The organism is Brevibacillus centrosporus, assembly GCF_046622605.1.
Classification (GTDB): Bacteria; Bacillota; Bacilli; order Brevibacillales; family Brevibacillaceae; genus Brevibacillus; species Brevibacillus centrosporus.
Genome location: NZ_CP176856.1, coordinates 3,962,613 through 3,982,501, shown reverse-complemented (window position 1 = coordinate 3,982,501; position 19,889 = coordinate 3,962,613). Strand labels below are relative to the sequence as shown.

Below are 19,889 nucleotides of genomic sequence, written 5' to 3'. Positions count from 1 at the left end.
TGGCCTCTGGCTCGTTTGATGCCTGCAGCCACTGAACGAGAAAAAAGATAGCCTCCAACCGAAGCTATCTTTTTTCATTACGCACCTATTCAGCTACAATCGTATTTCTCAAAAACTCCCACGCGGCTTACTTCGATTTCCACCACATCGCCTGCCTTCATGTAAACGGGTGGGTTCCGTTTCATACCAATCCCGCCTGGCGTACCCGTCACGATGACATCCCCTGGCTCGAGTGTAGTGAAGCTGGACACGTAGCTGATCAAGGTAGGGATCGGGAAGAGCAGCATGTCGGTCGTAGCGTGCTGCATGACCTCGCTATTCAACCGCGTTTCGAGAGTCAAAATCTCTCCGTCGCTGATTTCATCCCGCGTGACCATCCAAGGTCCGAATGCTCCGGTTCCCTCGAAGTTTTTGCCCGGCCCCCATTGATGCGTATGTCCTGTGCGTGCCGTCCAGAAGCTGCTTGCACGAACAGGAAAAAAGGTTTCTGACATTGGACTGCTCGAATGCAATGAAGCCTTTGCTGCGCAGGCACTGGCAGTCATCCGTGAGCTGTCATTGGATTTGGACTGCGTGAATGTAAACGGGGGAGCCATCGCATTGGGGCATCCTCTGGGCTCGACGGGTGCACGTATTCTCGTCACGCTGCTGTATGAGATGAGGAGACGAGGCGAACGCTACGGAATCGCTACCTTGTGTGTAGGCTCTCTACTTTTGGGTAGGCTCTCTACTTTTGGGTAGGCTCTCTACTTATGGGTAGAGAGCCCTTGCTTGTGTACGTATCTGTATTTTTCATAGGTTATACTGTTTACTTTTTCACAGCTGCATCACTGGTGGCTGATTGCGCTGCTGCGGCTGTAGCTGCCACTGTCACGATACGTGTAGGGTTTTGGAGCTCCAATGTCACCATCGAGGTGATGGCGGTTTGCATGGTCACCATAAAATAGATTCAAAAAAAGACGTTTCTCCAAAGCGTTGATTCCAACGAAAATCGTTTCTCCTTCTATTTGTCACGCCTGCTTTTCGAGTGCGTATGAGCTAATTATAGGATGTCCCGACAGTATTCAGCAAAGGTCAAAGTCGCTCGTTTTGGACTTCATTCGGGGTGGAGAGGAAGAGGCGTGCGTTTGTCTCATCAGCTCGCTTTGTAGATCCTCCGCAAACCACGGGATGCGTCTTCTTCTTCTTCTTGAAAGGCGCGTAGTAAAGCAGAGAGTATATTCTAGTAAAGTAGATTCAAGCCCCACCTATTTTCGGCAAAAAAAAATGTTCCTGCACGGAGGAACAAATGAGCGGACAATCCATATTCTCTTATCTGCCTGGGTAAGACTGCGGGGCGAGTCGCTGTTGATCTTGTTTCTCAGGGGGGACATATGGTTTTACAGTCTGCGGGATGCCGAAGTTTTGTTTGTTTAACGTCGGGGTAGCAGGAACTTCCATGCCCCGATAAATTTTGACGGATTCCTGGACTTTGCCTGTATACGGGTTATATTCGAGCGGCATATTGAACGAACCGCCGCCGTAGCTGCTCGTCGTTGTATAGGTAGTCTCTTCATAATGAATCGTGGATGGCTCGTAAGTATAGGTGATTTGAACGTCTGGACCATCCGATTGTCTCGATGGGGTGGAAGGCTTTTGGGCAGTTTTCTTTGGCTGTTTACTGGAAGCCGTCTGTACGGCCTTTGCCGACGATTGCTTTTTCGAATCCGTGCCGGGTTTGCTTGCTGCTAGCGCAGTTGAGCTCGGCTGACCCGCCGGCTGTTCGACCGGATACGCTGATACATGGGCTGGACGAGGCCCTTGATTGGACAAATCCATGACGGGAGTTGAAGCTGGTAAAATGGTGGCGGTTTGAACGCCTTTTTCGTTTTTCTGATCGGCTTTTACTTCTTTTATCAACGTTGGCCACAGGTATGCATTGAAACCTAGCAACGCTACCATAATCGTGATTCCTGCCGCTTTTTTCATCGTTATTTTCTCCGTTGCCTGTTAAATTTAAAGGGTAAATAGTACGGGGACCAAAGGACTATTACAGGGAAATTATACGATACTAGGCGGATGATTTCCAGAATAATCGACACAATTCACCCTTTTTCCGTCCTCGAAGAGCGCACAGGCAGGAACAAGAGCCTCACAAAAAGTGCTGCATCCAGATATTCGGTTCGATGTACAACGCTTCGTCTTTTTCCACGTCAATCTGCACGGGAGTCAACGCATCCGGAATCATGTACGTTCCCGATTCGGGAAACCTCATACCTGTCCAGCTTTCCCACTGGGCGACATTCCCTTTGATGAACATCGATTCAGAGGCGACCTGCATGATTTTGGCCACCAGCTTCCAATGCGTGCGCACCCATGGATCGAACGGAGCTCCCTCTGGTGTTTGCCATCGGATGTACTTTTCCATTGGCGTAAGAGGATACTTGTGCTTGAAGGAGGGACGCACAGGAGCAAGCATATACGTCAGTCCATTTTGGATAGCGATCTCTTTCATCGCTGTTACCATCTGCCTGCTGAAACCAAGTCCGCGGTAAGCAGGATTGATTGAAATCATTAAAGCGGACAGCGTATTGGGCTGCTGCTTTTGGCGGGACCCCTCAATCCCTCGCAGGAACACGTCGTCCCATCCTGGTATCCTCCTTTACAAGGTAAGGCAAGTGAAAAATTACCATATCGTAGTAAATTAAGTAAAGAAGTAAATAGATAATTATTCCAATTATAAGGATTGCAAGATGGGATGAAGCAGGGGGAAGTCTCTGGATGCGTCCATGTAAGCGTCCAAAGCGGTTGAACCTAGCGGGCTTTCGTTTAAACTGGGGCTGAAATGTCAATGATGATGAAAACAACCGAGCGATGAAGCGTTTCGGGCCAATTTGCTAGAGGAATCGGCGGTGGAAGAATGCCATTTTCCAAATGGTTCAGCCAGAAGATGAAACAGCCCCAGGTCACAACTTCCGATCAAAACAAGAACGATTCCAACGACGAAAGAATAAATGGAAATGTGGAAGATACCATTTCGTACATCCGACATATTTTCGGAGAGAACTCTGATTTTTCGATGCGTCGTTTTCATGTGTTTGGACGATTTTCGGCAGTTATGTTCTATTACTCCAACATGATTGATCAGGGTAACCTGAATACCGACATTTTAAAACCGCTGATGCTGGTCAATCCTCGCATGAAGAAGGGAAATGTTGATCCCAAACGGATGAAGGATATGCTGATAAACGAAACTCTCTATCATAGCGAAGCGGTGCTGGAAAGTCAGCTCTCCATGCTTGTTGAGGGTATTCTGCGCGGTCAGACGGTGGTCGTTGTCGAGGGATTGGATGACGCGTTTCTGATCGGGACGCGCAATATTGAAAAAAGAAATGTGGATCAGCCAGCTACCGAGCAGGTTATCCGCGGCCCTCGCGAAGGCTTTATTGAACTGTTGGGGACAAACATTGCTTTGATCCGTTACCGTTTGCAGACACCGGATCTACATGTGCGCACGCTCGAAATCGGGCAAAGGACAAAATCAAAGGTCGCCATCTGTCATATGCAAGGGATCGCCAATCCGGAACTCGTGGAAGAGGTCAGGCAGCGGCTGTCCCTAATCGATATTGATGCGATACTGGATTCCGGGTACCTGGAGCAGTTCATTGAGGACAACCATCTGTCTCCGTTTCCCCAGGTTCAGTATACGGAGCGTCCGGATAAAGTAGCTGCCAATTTGCTGGAGGGCAGAGTGGCCATCCTCGTCGATGGTTCGCCTCTGGCGCTTGTTGTACCCACGACCTTCAACCAGTTCTATCAAACGGTGGAAGATTACACGGAGCGATTTCTCCTGATGAGTGCCATTCGTTTGGCACGGCTCGTAGCGCTGATGTTCTCACTCGTTTTTCCGTCTCTTTACGTCGGGATCATCTCGTATAATCCAGAGCTCATTCCTACCGAGTTTGCGGTGGCTGTAGCAGGTGGACGGGCGGGGGTTCCTTTTCCAGCGGTGATCGAGGTGCTCGTCATCGAGATTTCCATGGAAGTCTTGCGGGAAGCGACGATCCGGTTGCCGCAGCAAGTGGGGGGAGCCTTGTCGATTGTAGGCGTGCTCGTCATCGGTCAAGCAGCCGTTGCCGCAGGCTTTGCAAGCCCGATTACCGTGGTAATCATCGCACTGACCACTATCGGATCATTTGCCACGCCTGCTTACAATGCAGCACTGGCACTTCGCTTTCTCCGCTTTCCTTTGATCGTGATGGCGGGTGTCTTCGGACTTTACGGGATTGTAGTCGGTTTGATTTTGATTGTGAATCACCTGCTGTCGCTAAAATCGTTTGGAGTACCGTAATTGAGTCCGCTCGTACCAGGCAGTTTTCAGGGGATGAAAGATTTGTTCACACGCGGGCCATTGTGGTCATTGAAAAGCAGACCTACTTTTTTACAGCCAAAGGATTTGCGGAGGCTGGATGAATCCGTCGTAGAAAAACTGAAAACCCCTGGCGATCACATGGATTCCTCCTCGCGAGCTCAAAAGGGAAGGGAGGATATTACCGGTGAAGGTTCCTCAACAAATAACAGTGATTCAAGTGGTGACAATACTGGTTAGCACCATCATTGGCGTAGGGGTACTGGCCCTGCCGCTCTTTGCATTGCGGACGGCAGATTCGGGGGCGCCGTTTGTCACTTTCCTCGGTACTTGTCTCGCTTTCTTCGGAGTGATCATCATTACGATTTTAGGGAAGCGATATCCCAGCAAGACGATAATCATCTACAGCGAAGATATTATCGGCAAGTGGCTTGCATGGATTGGCAGTTTGCTTGTGATCGGCTTTTTTGCGGTTTTGACCTCGCTTACGGCGCGAGAGTTTGGGGAGGTCGTCGTCACGGCCGTACTAAAATCAACGCCTGTGGAAATCACCGTGATTGTCATGCTGCTCCTCGCTGCCATTTCTACGAGAAGCGATATTTTTACCTTTACCTACATCCATCAGTTTTACTTTCCGTTCCTCTTAGTGCCTGTTTTGGTCATTGCATCGCTCTCCCTAAAAAACGCTGAAATGATCAATCTCCTGCCACTGTGGGGGAATGAACAGCACGACCTGCTGAAGGGTGTTTTGACCGTGGCGGCACTGTTTCAGGGGTCCTTTATTTTGACCATGATCATTCCTGCGATGCGCAATCCTCATCGAGTCATGAAGGCAAGTGTTTGGGCCATGGTGATTTCGGGAGGGCTGTACATAACAATCGTCGTGGCGACAGTCGGTTTATTTGGCGCAGAGGAAATCAAGAAACTGCTCTGGCCCACGCTGGAGTTGGCAAAAGCGACATCTCTGCCTGCGAATATTTTAGAGCGTTTGGACGCAGCTTTTTTGGCAGTTTGGGTGACGGCGGTTTTCACATCGCTGCTGTCCAGCTATTATTTGACCATCCAGTCCGTAAGCAAGCTGCTGCGCCTACGCGATCACGGTATGTTTTCCTTCTTTCTCTTGCCTTTTGTGTTTGTATTGGCGATGGTCCCACAAAACATCATGCAGATGTATGACATTATTGAATTTGTAAGCCGGTGTGGTCTCATGATCACCATTCTGTACCCGAGTGTTCTGCTGATTGTGGCCATCATTCGCGGGAAAAGAGAGGATCGCAATGAAGATACAGCCATGGATAAACCAAGCTAAGCTCATTGTGGTCATCTCGCTTCTGGTTCCTTTCCTGGCGGGGTGCTGGGATCGCTTGGAAATTGAGGAACGGGCTGTCGTACTAGGAATCTCGGTGGATACAGCAGAGCCGGATGCAGAAAAAGAGGAGCAAGAAATTTCTCACATACGGGGGAAATTTCCTGCACCGAAAAAGGAATTGATTCGTGTCGCTGCACAGATCGGACTGCCAGGGCGCATTCCACTGGGACCAGGTGAAGGTGGCGGGCAAACGGATGGTGGTGGACAAAATACGGTCTGGGTCATTGAAGTAGTCGGTCACTCGATCGATGATGCCCTCATGAACCTCCAGCAGCAGATTTCAGGAAGGCTCTTCTTTGGTCATCTGCGTGTCATTGTTGTCTCAGAGGCCGTGGCAAAAAAAGGGCTGGGAAACCTAAGCGACTACTTCCGCAGAAATTCGGAAGTACGGCGAATGGCGTGGCTGGTAATCTCTAAAGGAAGAGCAGTCGAATTAATGAAAGCAGCTCCCAAGCTGGAGCGAGTGCCGACGATGTATCTCATGTCCACGCTGGATGAGGCTGTTCGACTGGGGAAGTTTCCGTCTGATTATATCGGTTTGTTTTGGAGCGATTCCTCCAAGAGAGGGAAGGAAGGCTTTCTCCCTTACATGCAATTGAAGAAAGAGCAGAATGTCGAGCTCTTGGGAATGGCTTACTTTCAAAATGACAAAATGGTGGGGACGACCAAGCCGTTTGAAATCGCAGCCTATATGGGAATAAGGGGATTAAATCCTGCCGGGTACCGAAGCTTTGTGCGAGTGGGAAATACGCCTTATGTCGTCAATCTATACGCGACTTACCGAAAGTCTAAGATTCGTGTGCAGATTAAAAATGGTCTTCCTCATTTCCTGGTCCAAACCTTCATCGAAGTCAATTTGGAAGAAAAAAGCAATGAAAAAGGTCTGGTGATCACTTCCGCTCTGCTCGAACAAATTGAGCGTCAGGATGAGCAGGGAGCTGTGAAGTTTTATGAGGGGCTCATCAAGCAAACGCAAGCAAAAAGCGCCGATATCTTTGGGTTCGGTGAATACGTGCGGGCGATGGAGCCGCAGTATTGGAACCAGAAAATAAAAACGAAAGAGCGCTGGCAAGAGATGTATAAAGACATTACCGTGGACCTTCAGGTGAATATCGAAATTCGACGCGTGGGCATGAAAGCGAGATAGGGAAGAAGTCTTTTGCCGTTTGGAGGATCAGCCGAATGATTACGGGGGGCAGCATCAGTTTTTCTGTTTATGTGATCCCAATGTTATTGCTTTCAGGCTTGCTCATTTTAAAAGTGGATGTAAAAAGGTATGCCCTGCCTGGCATGCAAAAAGAAAAGAAGGCATCCCAATTCCTTGGGTGGTTCAATCTCATTTTGGGTATTTTGCTTTTGCTTGTGAATTCGCTGCTCCAAATTTGGTGAAGGTCATCCTAGAAAGACCGATGAGTGGAACGCTTGGCTTTCGGAGATGCTAATCCTGGATCGAAGTGTTTGCCAAAAGGGGGAGCGGCATGCAGTGGTATGAGCGCCTGAATGAGTATTTTCCCGAGCATGAAATGAAGGATCCCGGCCAATTTCGTGCTTTGATCGAGGATAAAGATGCGTACCATAAAGAAGAGACAGAAGACTACCTCTTGCTGTACGCGGAGTTTGAGAACTTTCTCTTTATCGACTACTTGCTGATTCATCCGAATACGAGAGGCAAGGGGATGGGCACAAAGGTCTTAAACAAGCTGAAGGAGAAAGGAAAAACGATTCTCCTGGAAGTGGAGCCGGTCGATGAACAGGATGAGGATACTGTGCGCAGAGCTCGATTTTACGATAAAAACGGATTTGTGGAGGCTGATCGGATCAAATACGAGCGGGAGGATCAAAACGGGGAGCCGTATGAGATGATCGTGTACTACTGGAGTCCGGATGGGGTGCCGCAAAAGGAGATCCTGGAGAATATGGCCAAGGCTTGCCGAGAGATTCATAATTTCCGTTCGCACCGTTTTTATGGCAGGGAAGTGGCGAATCCGGATGAAGTTTTGACTTGGAAGCATTGAGGATAACCGAGCATACAAAGCAAAGCTTTCACCATTATTCTGGTGGAAGCTTTTTTCATGTTAGCCATGCCAGTTTTTATAAAAGGAGTGACTCTGCCACGATTGCTTTAGGGAAATGCCGGCGTTCATGTGGGCATTCCGGCTGCGATTGGTATCAGATAGGAAAGCGTATGCATTTTTGATTGGGGTTGCACGAAAACAGATGCTTTGTTATTATTTAGATGTAAAATAATTAGATATCTAAATATAATGGAATGAAAAGAGGTTACAATTATGAGATTGCAAGGAAAAGTTGGAATTGTAACTGGCAGCGCATCAGGAATTGGTCGGGGAATTGCCCTTGCCATGGCGAAAGAAGGCGCCCATATCGCCATCGTCGATGTGAATGAAGAAAAAGGAAAGGACACCCTTGCACAGGTCAATCTATATACAGAAGGAATGCTTTTTATTAAAGATATTTCCGTGAAAGAGAATGTCGATGAGATTGTGGCTGCTGTCGTCAAGAAATTTGGCAAGCTCGATATCATGGTGAACAATGCCCACGTATCCAGACAAGCTCCATTTATGGAAACGACGCAGGAGCTGTTTAACCTGTCGTTTGGGACGGGCTTCTACCCTACCTTCCACTTTATGCAGGCAGCCTATCCCGAGCTGAAGAAAACGCAGGGAAAGGTCATCAACTTTGCATCGGGTGCCGGCTTGGATGGTCAAGTGACCCAAACCTCCTATGCTGCCGCGAAGGAAGCGATTCGGGCCATATCCCGTGTAGCAGCGAACGAATGGGGGCCGGATGGCATTAATGTGAACCTCATTTCTCCTATTGCACTGACCCCGGGTGTAGAGCAATGGCGTGAGAGCGCACCGCAGCTGTATGATGCTATGATCCAGAAAATCCCGCTGCGTCGACTGGGTGATCCGGAGCAGGATATTGGACAAGTCGCTATATTCTTGGCAAGCCGTGAGTCTGATTACATTACCGGTCAAACGATTATGGTGGACGGCGGCTCCATTAAATTACGCTAGGAGGTATTGGACATGGGAAGAGTAGCAAATAAAGTAGCCATCATCACGGGTGGAGCATCGGGTATTGGGGAATGCATGGTCGATCTATTCAGTCAGGAAGGCGCCATCGTCATTGCAGCAGATATCAATGAAACCGCACTGGAAGCCGTCAGCAAAAAGGAAAATGTATATGGGATGAAGCTAAATGTCTCGTCGGATGAAGACTGGGCTTCCCTGGCAAAAGAAGTGAACGAGCGTTTTGGCAAGATTGATGTTCTGGTCAACAATGCAGGGATTTCATCGGAGAAGCCGTATCAGGACATCAATCTGGATGATTGGCAGAAAATGCTTGCGATCAACGGTTTTGGTCCATTTGCCGGCATGAAGCATGTTGCACCTTATATGGCAGCCCAAAAGCAAGGCTCCATCATCAATATTTCCTCTTATACGGCGCAGATCGGACAAGGCTTTAACCATTACTCTGCATCCAAGGGCGCTGTGCGTGCGATATCGAAAGCAGCAGCTACTGCGTTTGGACGTGACGGGGTACGCGTAAATGCCCTTTTCCCCGGAATTATTGAAACACCCATGACACAAGCGCTGAGTACATCCAAGGAGCTTCTCGGACGCTTGATTCAGGCGACTCCGCTGCAGCGTTTGGGTCAGCCTGCGGACATTGCCAAAGCGGCATTGTTCCTCGCATCTGATGACTCAGCGTACATCACTGGTGCTGAATTGGTGATTGACGGTGGATTCTCCGCTCAATAGCATGTATGATAGAAAAGCCCCTAATGTTGGATTAGGGGCTTTTCCTAACGTATAGGGAGCTGTCCGGGAGTCGGCAGCGATAGAGGTTTTCTAGTAGAAAGCGGGGATCGACTCTGATGAAGGAACAGACGATTTTTGAGATCATTCATAACATGGACAAAGTTACAAACAACTTGATCATCCAGTGGAATAAAATGTTCAATGAAGATCTTGGTGTCTCTCATATACTTGTTCTCGGACATCTAAAGCAAAGCGGAAGAAGCCGCCCGTCCGATATTGCGAGGGCGCTAGGATTGACTCCTCCTACGCTCACTCATTTATCGGAAAAACTTGTACGAAAAAAATTAGCGATCCGGATCATCGATGAGTCCGACCGTCGCATTATTTATTTGGGAATTACCGATAAAGGCGTGGAAATGGTGAATCGGGCCAATCAGGAGGGGCAGGCTCTACGCAGAAATCTGTTTGAAAAGCTGACGGATGAAGAACGACAGCAGCTGTTAAAAATATACGAAAAGCTGAATGCGTCACAGTAAGAAGACAAGGGCAGTCTGGACAAATTCTTCGTTCGGGCTGCTATTCTTATTTCCAATCAAGGCGTTTGAACCTATAATGTTACTTGGGAATATCCTAAAGCCTATGGTATAATTTTGACGCCAAAACAAGACTAAGGGAGTATGAAGCATGGAAAAAAAACTCATTTTCGGTCATAAAAATCCTGACACGGATTCCATCTGCTCTGCATTGGTATACGCAGACTTGAAAACAAAGCTGGGGGCAAATGTAGAGCCGGTTCGCCTCGGTGTGGTAAGCAGCGAAACGCAGTTCGTACTGGACTATTTTAAAGTAGCGGCTCCTCGCCAAGTGGAAACCGTAGCGAATGAAGTAAACGAAGTCATCCTGGTCGACCACAACGAGCGCCAACAAAGCGCAAACGATATTGAGCAGGTGCAAGTGGTAGAAGTCATTGACCACCACCGTATTGCGAACTTTGAGACGAGCAATCCACTCTACTTCCGCGCAGAACCAGTTGGTTGCACGACCACCATCCTGAAAAAAATGTACAAAGAAAACGGCGTAGAGATTCCGCAAGCGATCGCGGGTCTGATGCTGTCGGCGATCATCTCCGACACACTGCTCCTGAAATCTCCGACCTGCACAGAGCAAGATGTAGCAGCAGCGCACGAGCTTGCTGAAATCGCCGGTGTGAACCTGGAGCAGTACGGTCTGGAAATGCTGAAGGCTGGTGCTGACCTGAGCGACAAAACGATTGCACAGCTGTTGTCTCTGGATGCAAAAGAATTCCAGATGGGCAGCGCAAAAGTAGAAATCGCGCAGGTGAACGCTGTAGACGTCAACGATGTACTGGGACGTCAAGCTGAGCTGGAAGCAGCTATTTCTGCGATCGTGGCAGAAAAAGGTCTGGACCTGTTCCTGTTCGCGGTAACCGACATTTTAAACAACGATTCTGTAGGTGTTGCGATCGGTAAAGCAGCACATGCTGTAGAGAAGGCGTACAATGTGACCCTGGTGGACAACAAAGCCGTTCTCAAAGGCGTCGTTTCCCGCAAAAAACAAATCGTACCTGTACTGACGGACACCTTCGCAAGCCTGTAAGGGTAGAAGGTTCGTAGAAAAAGACTGCCTAGGCACAACTGCGGGCAGTTTTTTTGCATTTGTAGGAGGAAAGAACGCGAAAGTGCCCCAGCATTTTGTAAAATGGAAAGAGCAGAAATTAGGATATACAGATAGCGAAGCGGGAGGGGTAAAAGTGAAAGACTGGATAGAAGAGTATCGGAGCGGATACAACATGCTTCGAGACGCGATTGATGGATTGAGTGAGGAAGAGCTTAGGTTTAAACCCGCACCAGACGAATGGAGCATTCATGAAATCATCATCCATGTGACCGACTCTGAAATCTTATCTACGCATCGGATGAGGAAGGTCTTGGCGGAAGAGGAGCCTCTCCTGATTTCATTTGATCAAAACGCCTGGGTGAATAAGGTTGGATATGATTTACTAGATCGTGAAGAGCATCTGCGTCTGTTCCAATTGTTGCGTTCCTCCATGCAGCCCATTCTGGATCATCTAACCGCAGAGCAATCTGAGAGGGTGGGAGTATATGCAGATGCGGGACCAGTTACGTTCAAGCAGCTGCTGGAGTACCGTGTGGAGCATATTCGTGGTCACCTTGCCCAGATGAAACGAGTCAGGGAGGCATATCAGGTAAGTCAGTGAGCCACTTGAGGTAGGAATGGTTTCGTGCCTTCTTTATAGTCGAAAAAAACAGTCAATCAAGATCTTAGGGATCCTGGTTGACTGTTTTTATCTTCTTGGGCGATTCGTTTTACCTTCCCACAAAATGAGCCGGTATGTTTTTTTGGAATATGTAGACGCTCCACACACTTGATCCCATTGTTTTGTCCCGCAATTGGAACAACGATATCTGCGACGTTGTATGTTTATCACAATCCTCCTATTACCCATGAAATCGTGATAGTCATAGCTTCTTTTTTCATCCTTATGAAATTTTGAACATCCACAAGAATGGCATTTCGAGGGGGGGATCATGCGTAGTACGGTATCCTCCATAAGGCTCAACTCCTTAGGGTAAAGTGTATGTGTGATTATAATATAATACTTGAGATTATTGATAGTAAATTGTAAATTATGTAACTATAGCAACATTTTATTTGTCCCTCGTTGCTTTGTTCAGAAATAGTTCAGACAATTCGTCTGAAATGAACCAGTTCAACTTCAGGAAAAATTTGATATTGGGATAGAAATAAATTAGAGTATTCCATACGAAAGTTTTCACGAAGAATATTACAAGGTAGGTGAATGATCCATGCACAATCACATTCACGGTACATATGACACTTTGCTCGTTGTCTTATCTTATATGATTGCTGTAGCGGCCTCTTATTCCGCGCTTGATTTGGCGGGGAGAGTAAGCATAAGTAAAGGAAGGCATAGGATTCTCTGGCTGCTTTTCGGAGCGCTCTCAATGGGGCTGGGAATCTGGTCGATGCACTTTGTAGGAATGCTGGCGCTTACTTTACCCATTAACGTCCTATATGATATGGAATTGGTCCTGCTCTCGGTTCTGTTTGCGATAATCGTTTCGGGAATCGCCTTGCTAACAGTTTCAAGGGATAAGCTTGGGTTCAAGGAGCTTCTCACGGCCGGCATCTTGATGGCCATTGGGATTTGCAGCATGCACTACACCGGTATGGCAGCCATGATCATTAAGATCAAGTATGATATGGCACTTGTGATTTTATCCGTTATCATTGCAGGGACAGCTTCGATTGCGGCTCTATGGTTGTTGTTTTATTTTCGGAAGGACCAATCACGTTTTGCTTTCTTCTACAAACTAGGAAGCTCGCTTATCATGGGGGCAGCAATTGCAGGTATGCATTATACAGGGATGCTTGCAGCCCAGTTTCAACCAATAGAAGGTGGCGATTTTGGCAATGGGTTCAATATTGAAACGGGGTCATTAGCCTATATTATTGTTGTCGCTACGTTCGTTCTGCTTGGGGTTACGTTGTTTGGCATTTTTATCAATAAAAGGTTTTCTCAAAAGGATTCGGTAATCCAGGAGAACGAAAGCTGGTATCGTTCGCTTTATAAAAACAATGAATACGGGATCATTTCGATAGATACCAATGGAATCATCACAAATATTAACCCTGCTGCGGTCAAAATTAGTGGGCTTCATGCAGAAGAGGTTGTAAATCAGCCTATCTCCAAAATCGGCATGATTATTTCGGAGGAGGAGAAGGAAAAAACGCGTGAAGAATTTTATCAATCCTTTGAACAATCGAGAAGTAATTTTGAAACAACCATCGTTCATCCAGATGGTCGCTATGTGGAACTGAGTGTAGTCAATGTGCCTGTGGACATACAAGGAAAAGTGGTAGGCAACCACATTATTGTGAAGGACATTACGGAAGAAAATGCAGTGAAACAGAAAATGAAGCATCAGGCTTATCATGATGAGCTGACTGGCTTGCCAAATCGAAGAAAATTTAATGAACTGCTGAATCAGGCAATCACCACCCGTGAGCAGGATCCTTCCAGCTTTGCCATCATGGTTCTTGACATTGACCGTTTTAAAATGATTAATGACTCGCTTGGTCATACATACGGGGACATGTTTTTACAGGGGGTAAGCAACCGCATTTTAAAGTGTGCGGAAGGGTTTGAAGCGGACATTGCCCGAATGGGTGGGGATGAATTCACCATTCTGTGTAGCACCGGTGCCAAGGGACAGGAAGCCGCTCAATTGGCAGAGCGGATACTGGTAGCTCTTCAGCAGCCGTTCCATTTAAAAGATAGTGAATTTTATGTATCTGCAAGCATCGGTACGGCTCTGTTCCCTTCCGACGGGAAGAGTACAGTGGAATTGCTCAAAAAAGCAGATACCGCCATGTATGAAGTCAAGAAGCAGGGTAAAAATGGCCATCTATTCTATACCCCGCAGTTGGACATGCAGCTTTTGACGAACATTGAGCTGGAAAGCGACCTGCGAAAAGCGATCGAGCGTAATGAGCTGGTTGTCTATTATCAGCCCCAATTCCACGCAGAGAGTAACCGCATGATTGGAGTAGAAGCGCTGATTCGTTGGAACCACCCAAAGAAAGGGCTGCTGTCACCAGGCGTGTTTATTCCCATTGCGGAAGAAACGGGAATGATATTTGAAATCGGGACATGGGTATTACGCAAAGCTTGCCAGCAAATGAAGCAGTGGCATGATGAGGGCGGTCCAATGATTCCTGTGTCGGTCAATTTGTCTTCCCATCAGTTCCACCAACCGCATTTGGTAGAGTATGTCCAAAACATTCTTCAGGAGACTAGGCTCGATCCACAATATTTGGAGCTGGAAATCACGGAAAGCATGATGATGGACCCGACAGTTTCGATTAACATCCTTCAGGAGCTGAATAATATTGGAATCAGAATTAGCCTGGATGATTTCGGAACCGGCTATAGTTCATTGAGCTATTTAAAGAAGTTTCCCATCCATAAATTGAAAATCGACCGTTCGTTCATCACGGATATCTCTGAAAGCACGAATGATAAAGCCATCGTTGCAACGATTATCTCCATGGCTCAGCACTTAAATCTGGACGTGATTGCGGAAGGAATTGAAACGAAGGAGCAGCTTGAAATTCTAACTCAAAATGACTGCATGGAAATTCAGGGTTACTATTTTAGCAGGCCACTATCGTCCAAAGATATAGAGAATAGCTTTTTTGTTCCCTCTCGGCCTATGGTTGAGAAGTAAAAAATCTGAAGTAAAGTTATCAAGTTAGAAGCTATTTATAAAAATCCACAAATGCGCCGATATGAGTAGTAGGGAAAAATCTTATAGTGCATTTGGAGGAAGGAAATTGAAGGCTGCAGCACGATTGTCGGCATACGTTTGTTTGTTATCATTATTTCTTTTGATCACGGGGTTTTCATCACCGCAAGAAGCGCCACGCAAAGCGGTTTGGCTGTGGCACACGTCTCTGGTTGCTTCGGAGCCGGACGAGATTCTCGCATTCAGTAAGAAGCAAGGAGTAAACCTTCTGTATCTGCAAATCGACATCACGAAAAAGCCCTCGTACTATCAGGCATTTATCAGAGATGCTCGCCGGGTCGGTATCGAGGTGCATGCACTCAGCGGCAGCCCAGCTTGGGGGTTGCGAGCCAATCAGCAGAAGGTGTTAGCCTTTGTAAGCTGGGTGCATCAATACAACCAAAGCGTTTTGGAAGAGGAAAAAATCAGCGGCGTGCATGTGGACATCGAGCCGTATCTGCTGCCAGAGTGGAAGAGTGATCAGGCTGACGTCATGGGCCAATGGCGGGAGAATGTGAATGCCTATCTGGAACTAGCCCATGAAGACCCTCAACTTGAGACTGGCTGTGACATTCCTTTTTGGCTGGACAAATACGAGCTGCCGGATCTTCCAGACATGACACTCAGCCAGTGGATGATTGCCCAGCACGACCATGTGGCGATCATGTCCTACCGGGATAGGGTAGATGGACCTAACAGTATTGCCTCTCTCGTCGTGCAAGAGCTGGGGTACGCAGATGCCCTTGGGAAGAAGATCATGCTTGGCGTAGAAACCAAAGAGAGCAGCGAAGGCAATTTTGTTTCCTTTTATGAGGAAGGTGCAGCGTATCTGAACCAAGAGATCACGAAGCTTCCGATCCTGATGGCTGAGCATGCATCCTATGGCGGGATTGCTGTGCATTCTTACGAGTACTGGAAAACATTGGGCGACTAGTGTGTCCTGCGCAAGGAAATAGAGAGCAGAGCGGAGAAAGAACTCCGCTCTATTTTTTTTCGATCGCTTCGGAAAGAAAGGATTCCCCGCCGGTAAAAGCGTGGGTCATAGATGCCCAGCGCTTCTTCGTTATCGACGACAACGACAAAGGGCATCTGATACATCACTTCTCCTGTAGCCGTGAATTGACTGAGCACCAGTGCCATGAAGAAGAGACTTTTCTTCATGCTCTTGGTCGCGCTATCCTTCTTCTTTTGCACCGTACAGCGCCAACCCTAACAAGGTATGCGTGATAGAATCCATGGGCGCTCCTCTCCGTTTTGTTTATCTTAAAAAAGGCACGTCTGTTGAAAAAACGTGAGGATTCAGAGAATGAGAAGCGGTTATTCTTGCTCTTTTTCCAAAAACATTACCTTCTTGATCAACTGATCCTTTACCTCATAAATCGCTACAGCCTGAAACGGTTCCCGGTTGTCCCGGCCGCTGACTTCCTCTAGATCGATGACAAATGAACCAAATGCAATCCGATTTTGGATAGCCGCACGATTGTTGGGATTGGCTGCAAACATTTTGGCATAGCGCTCCCGCAGTTCATCTTCTCCCCGCACGAGCACGTTTCCACTCGGGTGCTCCGTGATTTCGATGTCGGATGTGTAGGTGGATACGAAGCCTGCTACATCCTGTTTGTTATAGTAATCCAACTGCAACTGGACGACTTGCTCGGGTGTTTTCTTTTCTGACATATGACTGCCTCCTTGAGTTCTGCTCGTTCGCAAGCATGATGGTCATTCTCATTCCTTTCTATGGTAGCAGAAGAGGGGAAAAGCGAGCAATCAGGATGAAAAACTGACCTTCTCGATTTGCAGAAAATTGCCCCTTTTAGCAGGTCAAATTCTAAGTAAGATGAGAGTATTGGCCATAAGGGAGGATTTACCGTGAAACAAACGCCCGTGCAATCCGCTTTCCAAGAGATTTTATCGTTACCTCAAATTGTAGCGCTTTATGTGGGAGCGGTCGTTGGCTCGGGAATTCTACTCATCCCGGGACTGACCGCCGAGCTGGCTGGTCCTGCTTCGATACTGGCATGGCTGGTCATGTCTATTCTCGTCCTTCCGATGGCGATCACGATGGGGCTGTTATCGGCTAGGCACCCTCACTCAGGAGGAGTCTCTCATTTCGTCCGTCTGGCCTACGGAGATCGCTTTGGCAACGCGGTAGGCTGGTTTTTTCTTTTGTCTGTGCCGATAGGCGGTCCGATCCTGGGAGTGACGGGAGCCAAGTATTTTGCGATATTGATGCATTGGGGAGATAGCGAGACTTATATGATGGCAGCCCTGATCTTCTTCATCGTTCTCCTGATGAACGTATTCGGCTTGCAGCTGGCTGGCAAAGTACAGACGATCGTCGTTTCGCTGATTATCGCCATCCTGCTGCTCGCCATATTCACAGCCATTCCTCACTATGACGCGGCTAACTTTACCCCATTCATGCCAAACGGCTGGTACAGTGTCATGCAAACCGCGGTCCTCTTGTTTTGGTGCTTTATCGGGTGGGAAGCGGTCACTCATCTCTCGCAGGAGTTTGTCAATCCACAAAAAAACGCGATTCGCGGTGTTCTGTGGAGTGCGGGAGTCGTTGCCCTGCTTTACTTTGCCGTCGCGTTTTTGACCGTTGCGACACATAGCTACGGAAGCCAGAAGTCAGCGGCTTCCCTGAGCGTTATGGTACAGCTCTCACTAGGACCGATCGGCGGATGGATCGTCGCTGTAACGGCATTGTTCATCTGTATTGCCTCGGCGAATGCCTATGTAAGCGCCGCCTCGCGCATCGCCTATTCACTTGCGCAGGAAGGAATTGCCCCGAAGTGGTTCGGCATCTTGCATTCGAAATACAAGACTCCCATTGGAGGACTTACATTCATTTCAATGGCGTTTATCGTGGTGTTGATTCTCTTGGCGAGCGGGGTGATTTCGTTTGCCCAACTGATTCAATTGCCGAATGCCACCTTTTTTGCGACCTACATTGGAGGATGCTTTGCGGGAGTGCGGTTGCTGCGTGATTCTCGCTTGGGCAAACTCTGCGCCTGGATTTCCCTGATCGTCTCGTTTGGTCTGTACCCTTTTCTCGGTTGGGCCGGTTTGTACCCAGTGGCGATCGTCGTCTTTTTGCAGCTGTGGGAAAGGCGCAAGCAACGGCTAAAGGCAAAGGTATCCATAACGTCATAAATCGAGGACTCATTCCCGTAGCGGGGTATGAGTCTTTTTTCATGTGCCGAAAACTAGGGGGAATGCGTGCAAAATCGCAGTTCGATTGGTTATTGACTTTGACGGTGCGTCAACGTGTACGATGAATTTGTCAGGAGGGATGACCATGGAATATACCGTACAAAAACTGGGGCTCCTGGCGGGCGTTAGTACCCGGACGCTCCGATACTACGACGAGATTGGCATTCGCAAGCCGGCGAGAATCAATAATTCGGGCCAAGTACGGGGAGCAGCAAATCAACAAGTCCTATCAGAAGCTCAAAGGGATGACAAAGGAAGAGCATGCCCGGCTGGAGGAATGGCGAATGAGATCTTGCAGACACTGGTGAAAGCAATGGAAACGAAGGATCCGGCAGGAGAGCTTGCGCAGAAGACTGTAGAGCTTCACCGGCAGTCTTGTTTCATTTACGAGGGCAATATAACGAAAAAACAGGAATTGGAAAGAAGGTAGCCAAATAAATGAAAAGAGGGTTGATCGACGAAGGAGGGATAGGATGGAGAGGCTCAAAGGGAACGTTGCCGTCATTACAGGAGTGAGTCATAACAAGGGCATAGGGGCAGCGATTGCTCGCGCCTTTGCAAAGGAGGGCGCGGATGTCTTTTTCGCTCATTGGCAGGCGGAGAAAGAGTGGCCAGACAGCTTTCGAGCAGAAATCGAGGGTTACGGGGTACGCTGCGGGGGGATGTCCATCGATTTGGCCGACCCAGAAGCGCCCAGGCAGCTGCTCGACAAGGCTGCGCTTGCAATCGGAGCCCCCACTATCCTGGTTAACAACGCCGCCTATTCAACGAGAGAAGGCTTCGAGCTATTGGATGCAGCGACAATGGACGCGCACTATGCCGTAAATGTCAGGGCAACCTGTTTGCTGAGTGTAGAATTCGCCCGGCGCATCAAGCAAGACCACCGGGAAACGGGAAGAATCATCAATCTCACGTCTGGACAAGGTCAGGGCCCGATGCTCGGGGAATTGGCGTATGTGGCAAGCAAGGGAGCCATTTCTGCCTTTACCCTGACTCTGTCTGCAGAGGTGGCGCCGCTCGGTATTACTGTAAATGCGATCAACCCGGGTCCGACCGATACCGGCTGGATGTCCCCCGCATTGGAGGAAGAGCTTGTGCCCAAATTTTTACTCGGGCGTATGGGACAGCCAGAGGACGCGGCACGCTTGGCCGTTTTTTTAGCCAGCGAAGAAGCGCAGTGGATCACGGGGCAGGTCATCAACTCCGAAGGTGCTTTTTTACGTCGTTGAACCCGTAGTATCTCGAAGTCGTTCTCCTAGTGGAGTGACGCGTCCGTCCATACTGGTGGTATTTTTCTCACGGTGGTATTCGGTAAGGCCATCCTCCCCTTTGGCTACCGCCCATTTTTGCAGCGTGTCACGTTCTCCTTCATAGGAGTAATACGGGATTGAAAAGCCGCACGAGGTCTTGACGCTCTGCACGTTCACCACAATGATTTGCCGGGCTCCTGGGAGCAGTTCAAAGTGAGGGGCAAGCTGATTCCATTCGGGAGTATCAGGCAAAACGACTTGTCCCCTTCCGTACAGACGCAGGATCATAGGTGGGCCTTCAAAGGCCACGAACATAATGGTAATGCGCCCGTTCTCAGCGAGGTGGGCGCTTGTTTCATTGCCGCTGCCGGTCAGGTCGAGGTAGGCGACTTCTGTCGAGGAGAGAATTCGCAGCGTGCCATAGCCTTTTGGTGACAGATTTACATGGCCGAGGTCATCAGATGGAGCGGAGCCGACGAAAAACAGATGCTGCTTTTTGATGAAAGCTTCATGCTCAGGTAAGATCTCGGAAAATTGTTTTCCCAAGTCATACACCTCCCTATCAAA

General features: G+C 48.3%; 20 protein-coding genes and 3 pseudogenes. 16 read left to right on the top strand and 7 right to left on the bottom strand.

Going from position 1 to position 19,889, the window contains the following annotated elements:
• Positions 1-89: 89 nt before the first annotated feature.
• Complete coding sequence (locus ACLIN2_RS20125; RefSeq protein ID WP_411504567.1) at positions 90-494, bottom strand: fumarylacetoacetate hydrolase family protein; 405 nt, start codon at positions 492-494, stop codon at positions 90-92.
• Between ACLIN2_RS20125 and ACLIN2_RS20120 the strand changes: the two are divergent.
• A pseudogene (locus ACLIN2_RS20120) lies at positions 439-741 on the top strand (hypothetical protein); the annotation flags it as partial. The gene ACLIN2_RS20125 and the pseudogene ACLIN2_RS20120 sit on opposite strands and share 56 nt — an antisense overlap.
• Positions 742-808: 67 nt before the next feature.
• On the opposite strand, the gene ACLIN2_RS20115 reads toward ACLIN2_RS20120, so the two are convergent.
• The 3 genes from ACLIN2_RS20115 to ACLIN2_RS20105 form a co-directional block, all read right to left on the bottom strand.
• Entirely contained in the window at positions 809-940 is a 132-nt protein-coding gene (locus ACLIN2_RS20115) for a hypothetical protein (protein ID WP_411501937.1), read from the bottom strand.
• Between the two features lie 371 nt (positions 941-1,311).
• Entirely contained in the window at positions 1,312-1,968 is a 657-nt protein-coding gene (locus ACLIN2_RS20110) for a hypothetical protein (protein ID WP_122959848.1), read from the bottom strand.
• Between the two features lie 163 nt (positions 1,969-2,131).
• The gene (locus ACLIN2_RS20105) at positions 2,132-2,617 is read right to left on the bottom strand and encodes a hypothetical protein (protein WP_411501936.1); all 486 of its coding nucleotides are present in this window, start codon (positions 2,615-2,617) and stop codon (positions 2,132-2,134) included.
• Positions 2,618-2,899: 282 nt separating this feature from the next.
• Between ACLIN2_RS20105 and ACLIN2_RS20100 the strand changes: the two are divergent.
• From ACLIN2_RS20100 to ACLIN2_RS20045, 12 genes and pseudogenes are all read left to right on the top strand, one after another.
• Positions 2,900-4,588: pseudogene (locus ACLIN2_RS20100) on the top strand (spore germination protein).
• Positions 4,536-5,657 carry a GerAB/ArcD/ProY family transporter gene (locus ACLIN2_RS20095; protein WP_411501935.1) on the top strand — a complete coding sequence of 374 codons (1,122 nt, stop codon included), beginning with the start codon at positions 4,536-4,538 and terminating at the stop codon, positions 5,655-5,657. Before ACLIN2_RS20100 ends, ACLIN2_RS20095 begins: the two are co-directional and overlap by 53 nt.
• Positions 5,626-6,864 (top strand): Ger(x)C family spore germination protein, encoded by a 1,239-nt coding sequence (locus ACLIN2_RS20090; protein WP_411501934.1) that lies wholly within the window; start codon positions 5,626-5,628, stop codon positions 6,862-6,864. The genes ACLIN2_RS20095 and ACLIN2_RS20090 overlap by 32 nt, the downstream gene beginning before the upstream one ends.
• A 35-nt stretch (positions 6,865-6,899) precedes the next feature.
• Positions 6,900-7,106, top strand: coding sequence for a CLC_0170 family protein (locus ACLIN2_RS20085; RefSeq protein ID WP_092267648.1), 207 nt, complete (start codon positions 6,900-6,902; stop codon positions 7,104-7,106).
• Positions 7,107-7,195: 89 nt separating this feature from the next.
• A complete protein-coding gene (locus ACLIN2_RS20080; RefSeq protein ID WP_092267649.1) occupies positions 7,196-7,732 on the top strand; it encodes a GNAT family N-acetyltransferase in 537 nt (178 codons plus the stop codon).
• 273 nt (positions 7,733-8,005) lie between these two features.
• The gene (locus tag ACLIN2_RS20075; RefSeq protein WP_411501933.1) at positions 8,006-8,755 is read left to right on the top strand and encodes an SDR family NAD(P)-dependent oxidoreductase; all 750 of its coding nucleotides are present in this window, start codon (positions 8,006-8,008) and stop codon (positions 8,753-8,755) included.
• Between the two features lie 12 nt (positions 8,756-8,767).
• On the top strand, positions 8,768-9,502 hold the full coding sequence (locus ACLIN2_RS20070; protein WP_411501932.1) for an SDR family NAD(P)-dependent oxidoreductase: 735 nt from the start codon (positions 8,768-8,770) through the stop codon (positions 9,500-9,502).
• 116 nt (positions 9,503-9,618) lie between these two features.
• Complete coding sequence (locus ACLIN2_RS20065; RefSeq protein WP_092267651.1) at positions 9,619-10,038, top strand: MarR family winged helix-turn-helix transcriptional regulator; 420 nt, start codon at positions 9,619-9,621, stop codon at positions 10,036-10,038.
• 148 nt (positions 10,039-10,186) lie between these two features.
• Positions 10,187-11,119 carry a manganese-dependent inorganic pyrophosphatase gene (locus ACLIN2_RS20060; RefSeq protein ID WP_122959845.1) on the top strand — a complete coding sequence of 311 codons (933 nt, stop codon included), beginning with the start codon at positions 10,187-10,189 and terminating at the stop codon, positions 11,117-11,119.
• A 154-nt stretch (positions 11,120-11,273) separates the two neighbouring features.
• Positions 11,274-11,741, top strand: a complete 468-nt coding sequence (locus ACLIN2_RS20055) for a DinB family protein (protein ID WP_411501931.1) — start codon at positions 11,274-11,276, stop codon at positions 11,739-11,741.
• 610 nt (positions 11,742-12,351) lie between these two features.
• Positions 12,352-14,796: a bifunctional diguanylate cyclase/phosphodiesterase gene (locus ACLIN2_RS20050; protein WP_411501930.1), complete on the top strand. Its 2,445-nt coding sequence runs from the start codon at positions 12,352-12,354 to the stop codon at positions 14,794-14,796.
• 106 nt (positions 14,797-14,902) lie between these two features.
• Positions 14,903-15,787, top strand: coding sequence for a hypothetical protein (locus ACLIN2_RS20045; protein ID WP_411501929.1), 885 nt, complete (start codon positions 14,903-14,905; stop codon positions 15,785-15,787).
• On the opposite strand, the gene ACLIN2_RS20040 is transcribed toward ACLIN2_RS20045, so the two are convergent.
• On the bottom strand, positions 15,784-16,047 hold the full coding sequence (locus ACLIN2_RS20040) for a hypothetical protein (protein WP_411501928.1): 264 nt from the start codon (positions 16,045-16,047) through the stop codon (positions 15,784-15,786). The genes ACLIN2_RS20045 and ACLIN2_RS20040 overlap by 4 nt on opposite strands.
• A 123-nt stretch (positions 16,048-16,170) precedes the next feature.
• Positions 16,171-16,530 carry a nuclear transport factor 2 family protein gene (locus tag ACLIN2_RS20035; protein WP_411501927.1) on the bottom strand — a complete coding sequence of 120 codons (360 nt, stop codon included), beginning with the start codon at positions 16,528-16,530 and terminating at the stop codon, positions 16,171-16,173.
• A 192-nt stretch (positions 16,531-16,722) separates the two neighbouring features.
• Between ACLIN2_RS20035 and ACLIN2_RS20030 the strand changes: the two genes are divergently transcribed.
• The 3 genes and pseudogenes from ACLIN2_RS20030 (at position 16,723) to ACLIN2_RS20020 (ending at position 19,301) form a co-directional block, all read left to right on the top strand.
• Complete coding sequence (locus tag ACLIN2_RS20030) at positions 16,723-18,012, top strand: APC family permease (RefSeq protein WP_411501926.1); 1,290 nt, start codon at positions 16,723-16,725, stop codon at positions 18,010-18,012.
• 145 nt (positions 18,013-18,157) lie between these two features.
• Positions 18,158-18,268, top strand: a pseudogene (locus tag ACLIN2_RS20025) (MerR family DNA-binding transcriptional regulator); the annotation flags it as partial.
• A 277-nt stretch (positions 18,269-18,545) separates the two neighbouring features.
• On the top strand, positions 18,546-19,301 hold the full coding sequence (locus ACLIN2_RS20020; protein WP_411501925.1) for an SDR family oxidoreductase: 756 nt from the start codon (positions 18,546-18,548) through the stop codon (positions 19,299-19,301).
• On the opposite strand, the gene ACLIN2_RS20015 is transcribed toward ACLIN2_RS20020, so the two are convergent.
• Entirely contained in the window at positions 19,290-19,868 is a 579-nt protein-coding gene (locus tag ACLIN2_RS20015; RefSeq protein ID WP_411501924.1) for a pyridoxamine 5'-phosphate oxidase family protein, read from the bottom strand. The genes ACLIN2_RS20020 and ACLIN2_RS20015 overlap by 12 nt on opposite strands.
• Positions 19,869-19,889 lie beyond the last annotated feature (21 nt).

What these genes read in the sequence shown, in the direction of transcription:
- ACLIN2_RS20125 (WP_411504567.1), bottom strand. Translation starts at nt 494, where the DNA reads ATGTCAGAAACCTTTTTTCCTGTTCGTGCAAGCAGCTTCTGGACGGCA.
- ACLIN2_RS20115 (WP_411501937.1), bottom strand. Translation starts at nt 940, where the DNA reads ATGGTGACCATGCAAACCGCCATCACCTCGATGGTGACATTGGAGCTC.
- ACLIN2_RS20110 (WP_122959848.1), bottom strand. Translation starts at nt 1,968, where the DNA reads ATGAAAAAAGCGGCAGGAATCACGATTATGGTAGCGTTGCTAGGTTTC.
- ACLIN2_RS20090 (WP_411501934.1), top strand. Translation starts at nt 5,626, where the DNA reads ATGAAGATACAGCCATGGATAAACCAAGCTAAGCTCATTGTGGTCATC.
- ACLIN2_RS20085 (WP_092267648.1), top strand. Translation starts at nt 6,900, where the DNA reads ATGATTACGGGGGGCAGCATCAGTTTTTCTGTTTATGTGATCCCAATG.
- ACLIN2_RS20080 (WP_092267649.1), top strand. Translation starts at nt 7,196, where the DNA reads ATGCAGTGGTATGAGCGCCTGAATGAGTATTTTCCCGAGCATGAAATG.
- ACLIN2_RS20075 (WP_411501933.1), top strand. Translation starts at nt 8,006, where the DNA reads ATGAGATTGCAAGGAAAAGTTGGAATTGTAACTGGCAGCGCATCAGGA.
- ACLIN2_RS20070 (WP_411501932.1), top strand. Translation starts at nt 8,768, where the DNA reads ATGGGAAGAGTAGCAAATAAAGTAGCCATCATCACGGGTGGAGCATCG.
- ACLIN2_RS20065 (WP_092267651.1), top strand. Translation starts at nt 9,619, where the DNA reads ATGAAGGAACAGACGATTTTTGAGATCATTCATAACATGGACAAAGTT.
- ACLIN2_RS20060 (WP_122959845.1), top strand. Translation starts at nt 10,187, where the DNA reads ATGGAAAAAAAACTCATTTTCGGTCATAAAAATCCTGACACGGATTCC.
- ACLIN2_RS20050 (WP_411501930.1), top strand. Translation starts at nt 12,352, where the DNA reads ATGCACAATCACATTCACGGTACATATGACACTTTGCTCGTTGTCTTA.
- ACLIN2_RS20035 (WP_411501927.1), bottom strand. Translation starts at nt 16,530, where the DNA reads ATGTCAGAAAAGAAAACACCCGAGCAAGTCGTCCAGTTGCAGTTGGAT.
- ACLIN2_RS20020 (WP_411501925.1), top strand. Translation starts at nt 18,546, where the DNA reads ATGGAGAGGCTCAAAGGGAACGTTGCCGTCATTACAGGAGTGAGTCAT.